Raw genomic sequence first — 4,322 nt, 5'->3', positions numbered from 1 at the left:
CGTGAAACGACTTTGCGCCGATGATAGTGCTGCAACCAGTGTGAAAGTAGGTTATCGTCAGGCTAGTTATATAGAAAAGCCCCACTCAGTGATCTGAGTGGGGCTTTTCGCTTTGGAGCGCGGAAACTCAAATGCCTGAATGATCCATGGCTAACTGCTCACTTCGACGGAACTCAGCATATGTATGATCAGACCAACTCCACTTGTGCCGGCGCTCATTCAAGACGTTACGCATCAGAAGAATGAATACCAGGAAGCATGGTACCGACGATTGCCTACATTGGTGCAAAGTCCATCTCGCCATCATCGCTCTCACACGATAATTCCCGGCTACCGAGGTAGCCAATAAGATTGCTTGCTCTGTACCGAGATCGCGGTGCCTTCAAATCAGCTCGCCCTTGCTTCTTTCAGTGCCTTGACCGTCGGGCCCACTTGCCAGCAGTACTATGCCGTTATGCCGTCAAGCAGGCAGCCGCAATGCTAACGCCCAGCTCGAGGATCCGATCGACGCACCGATGGTACGAGTCTGCACCCCTGCGTCGAGAAATCCAGGTTTTCGTGGACGGCCGGTATAAGGGCGAAGCGCGTGCGCGCGCTCACGTGTGATGTGGCAGAAGCCGTGGACGCGGCGTCATTGAAATCTGGGTTGGCCTGATTGTGAATACCCATCGAGGCAACGTCAGAGCGGCCACGGATATGCTTACGGCGGCGCATATTATTGACCGCACCCAACCGGTTGAGGACGGGCCCGCACCCGTTGTCAATTTCCGGCAGTAAGACGCCACCGATTTTCGGCGTAATGGCACCACTTTGACCACTGATTTCAGGGGCTCAAACTGAGGTTGCAAGAATGCTCGATTTCGAGTGGCCTGGCAACGAGGTTTTCCGATGTAAATGGGGTTTTTAGACTATTTATTGTCGACCCAAATGCTGTACTTGGCCTTCTATCCGGAGACCGTAAGGCTCTGCCGAGGCCGTCCGTTGTGGGAGGACGCCGTCGATGGGTAGGCGCCTGCGGTCGAGTACAATCGACAGCAACCGGCCTAGGAGCAGTCACCCGGTTCTCTTTCCAAAAAATCGCGACCGAAAAAAATTATGAGAAACCTGGCTGAACTGAACATAAATGAGGGGGAAAAGGCCGTGGAGCGCCCAGCACCCTCAAGAGAAGACATTGTGGAATTTGAACAAGCTTTTGGAGTGTCGCTGCCGCCCGGATTGTCTTTTCTTTTGCAAGCTTCGAACGGAGGTCATCCTGAATTCGACGCCGTTGGCGGCCCGGATGGACATTATGCAGTCAATTGCTTTTACCATCTCATCGCGAGTGACAAAGGAACGGAAAGCATATGGTATGCAATGACACATTGGCGCCCGATTTTGGGCGATCATGCTGTTCCATTCGCCAACACTGGCGGTGGCGACCAATTTTTTATCGACCTGTCAAATAATCCTCCAAGTGTAAAGCTATGCCTACACGATGAAGGAATGCGGTTAATTGAGGTCGCGCCTTCCTTTGAAGTTTTTATTGATGAACTCAGTTTCGATCCCGATATGATCTGATGGATGCGCGGCGTTCGTGCGATTAGTCAGACCTCATTTATCGCGGCCTTCCTCCTCTTTGCTAGTGGTGGTTTGGACCCTTCCGACTCAGGCGGCATGGCACGATAGCTCTCTCCATCAAGCACTAGTTTGTATGCGCCATGGCGTAAGCGGTCTAAGGTGGCCGCGCCAATCATCTTGTTAGCCGTGAAGGCGGCGCCTCACTCGTCGAAGTGCAAGTTCGACGTCAGGATCGTGGCCGTTCTCTCGTAGCGCTCAGCAATCAGGTCGTGGAAATCCTCGTCCTCGGGCGGTCGGAGCGGTTTCAGCCCAAAGTCATCGATGATGAGCAGCGACACCTTGCTGAGGTACTGCAGGCGCCGTTCGTACGTGCCCATGGCCGGCGCGGTGCGCAAGCTTGCCATGAGCTGGGTCTGGGTGATGAACAGCACGTCATAGCCCTGGCGCGCGGCTGCGTGCCCCAGGAACTGCGCCAGATGGCTCTTGCCCGTTCCACAGGGGCCGGCGATGAGCATGGCCACCTTCTCGTCGATGAATCGGCAGGTTGCCAAGTCATGGACGGCGGCGCGGTTCACTCCGGGCAATCGGTTGAAGTCGAACCCGTCGAGCGTTTTCTGGTTGCGGAAGTTCGCGCCGCGCATGCGCTGCGCCAGCTTCTTCTGGTCGCGGCGGGCGACGTCGTCATGAATTAGCAGGCTCAGAAACTCGGTAAAGGCCAGTTTGCGGTCGATAGCTTCGCGGTTGCGTGCTTCCAGCGAGTCCAGGATGCCGGACAGGCGCAATTGTTTGAGCAGGGAAGTCAGTTCTGGAATTGAGTGCATGGTCGTTCTCATTGAAGGAGGGTGTTGGTGGCGCGGTAGAAGCGACCGCCCTCGGTGTAGGTGCTGGCCAGGGCGTCGAACGCCGCCAGCAAGTCTTGCTGGTCGAGTCCTTTCTCGAGGATGCGTTTGACGACGTTGAGACCGGGCGTGCCGTAGTGGTTGCCACGCGAACAGGCCGCCTCCAACCTGACGGCGCCGTATTTCTTCTGCAGCCCCAGCACGCCCGGCACGGCGCGCATGCGGATCAGTACCTTGTCGCCGAACATGGCGCGAACCATGGCCGCGCATGCCGGGCGCACTCGTTCGGCCTCCACCATGCACCATTTGGTGTCCTTCAGGAGCCATGCCTGTGCCTCAGGCGGCATATGGTCGGGCACGGTCTTGCGCTCGCCCCGGTGCTTGAGCCGTACGTGGGTGGAAACCGGCTCGTGTTCGAGGTACATCGTCACCACGGTGTCGCTCGCCTTGAGCCAGAGTGCCCGGCCGACCAGGCGGAACGGCGCGGAGTAGTAGTTGTACTCGAACTGCACATGGGTATCGCGATGGACCTTGACCTTGAGCCACGTGGCCAGTTGGGGCGGCACGTCGGGCAAGGGCTTGAGCAGACTCTTTTCCACGGCGGCGAAGCGCTTGAGGGGCGCTTCGCGGGTCGTGCCGTGGATGCGATTGCCGGCCTGTCCCAGCACCCATTTGTGCAGTTGCCGATTGGCGTCTGCCAGGTCGCGGAATTCACGCAGTGGCAGGAAGCCGCCCTTGATGTATTTGACGCCCGCTTCCACGATGCCCTTCTTTTGCGGATCCCTGGACGGACACGCATCGATCTTGAATTCATAGCCCTCCGCGCACTCGCCATGAGAGCGCTGTACTTCCGGCTCGTACACGCAGTTCCGCGTGATCGCGCACCTGGCGTTGTCGATCGTCACGCGAACGGGCGCGCCGCCGAACCACTCGAACGCACGGCGATGGAAGCCGACCCAGGTGGCGACGGTCTGGTCGCGCACGAATTCGGCGTACTGGTGGCGCGACCACGCCAGCGTCATCACGAAGAACCAGGTCTTGAAGATTTCGCCTGTATGCACATCGGTGATGGGCGGACCAGCGCCGAAGTCGACTTGCACCGCCTCGCCCGGCTTGAACTCCAGGCGCAGCGGCACCTCGGCTACGTTGTCGACTCGCGAACCTGGGCGATCTTCTTGCGGCCCATGGTCTTCGACCGGGCGATCTTCCGGTCTGAGATGGTCACTACGAGCCGAGCAGCGGCTGCCTGACTGCCCGCCGGCGTCAGTTTTTTGCCGTTGTTCGTCGTAGGCGTGCGCGACGCATACAACGCTGAGTAGGCTCAGACGCTGTTTTGGAAAGCTGGTTCTATCCGTGTTGACCTTAATCGATCGCTTTCTTGTTGAGGCAGAGTCACCGCCGCACCCAGTAGACCAGACCAGGCTAGCCGACCGCTGCGCCAATCCTCGAATAGGGCAGCTGGGCTGCAAGCTTGCCGAATGGTAGGGTGGACTCTCTCTGCGCCGATGATGGTGAGCAGTTGCTCATACCGTTTCGCGGCGCAGCGTTTGGTACTGTCGCGTTCGATTTCCTCCAACCAACGTCGATAGCAGGCTCTGCGATATCGTAAAAAAGCCGTTGACAATCATCATGAAACATCGCATACTCTCTTTCCTCCTGCTGCGACGAACACAACGCTTCGAAGAATACGGCAGAGGAAGCAGCACCGAATAAAGTTCTTTAAAAATTAACAGTCGATAAGTGTGGGCGTTTGATGAAGGTGCCAAGAACTTCGGTTCTTGATTACTTAAATTATCAAATGTTCACAAGAAAGAAATACGTTGCTCAGCAATGAGTAACGGTCAGTATTTTGAGTGAGCGACCCCTGCCGTAAGGTAGGGTGGCAGAAATGCCAACAAACAGAGATTGAACTGAAGAGTTTGATCC

The 4,322-nt window shown here is 56.9% G+C and carries 1 protein-coding gene and 2 pseudogenes; 1 reads left to right on the top strand and 2 read right to left on the bottom strand.

Annotated elements, in window-relative coordinates:
* The first annotated feature begins 1,095 nt into the window (after positions 1–1,095).
* Positions 1,096–1,557, top strand: a complete 462-nt coding sequence (locus AC56LW_RS23950) for an SMI1/KNR4 family protein (protein ID WP_499638340.1) — start codon at positions 1,096–1,098, stop codon at positions 1,555–1,557.
* A 26-nt stretch (positions 1,558–1,583) separates the two neighbouring features.
* Here AC56LW_RS23950 and istB read toward each other — a convergent pair.
* Both istB and istA read right to left on the bottom strand, forming a co-directional pair.
* Positions 1,584–2,378 (bottom strand): annotated as a pseudogene (gene istB / locus AC56LW_RS23945) (IS21-like element helper ATPase IstB).
* 8 nt (positions 2,379–2,386) lie between these two features.
* Positions 2,387–3,523: pseudogene (gene istA, locus AC56LW_RS23940) on the bottom strand (IS21 family transposase); the annotation flags it as partial.
* Between the last annotated feature and the right edge of the window lie 799 nt (positions 3,524–4,322).

Source organism: Telluria sp. LT2P80, assembly GCF_059685955.1.
The sequence above is the reverse complement of the archived record's forward strand: the minus strand, read 5'-3'. Positions and strand labels throughout refer to the sequence as shown.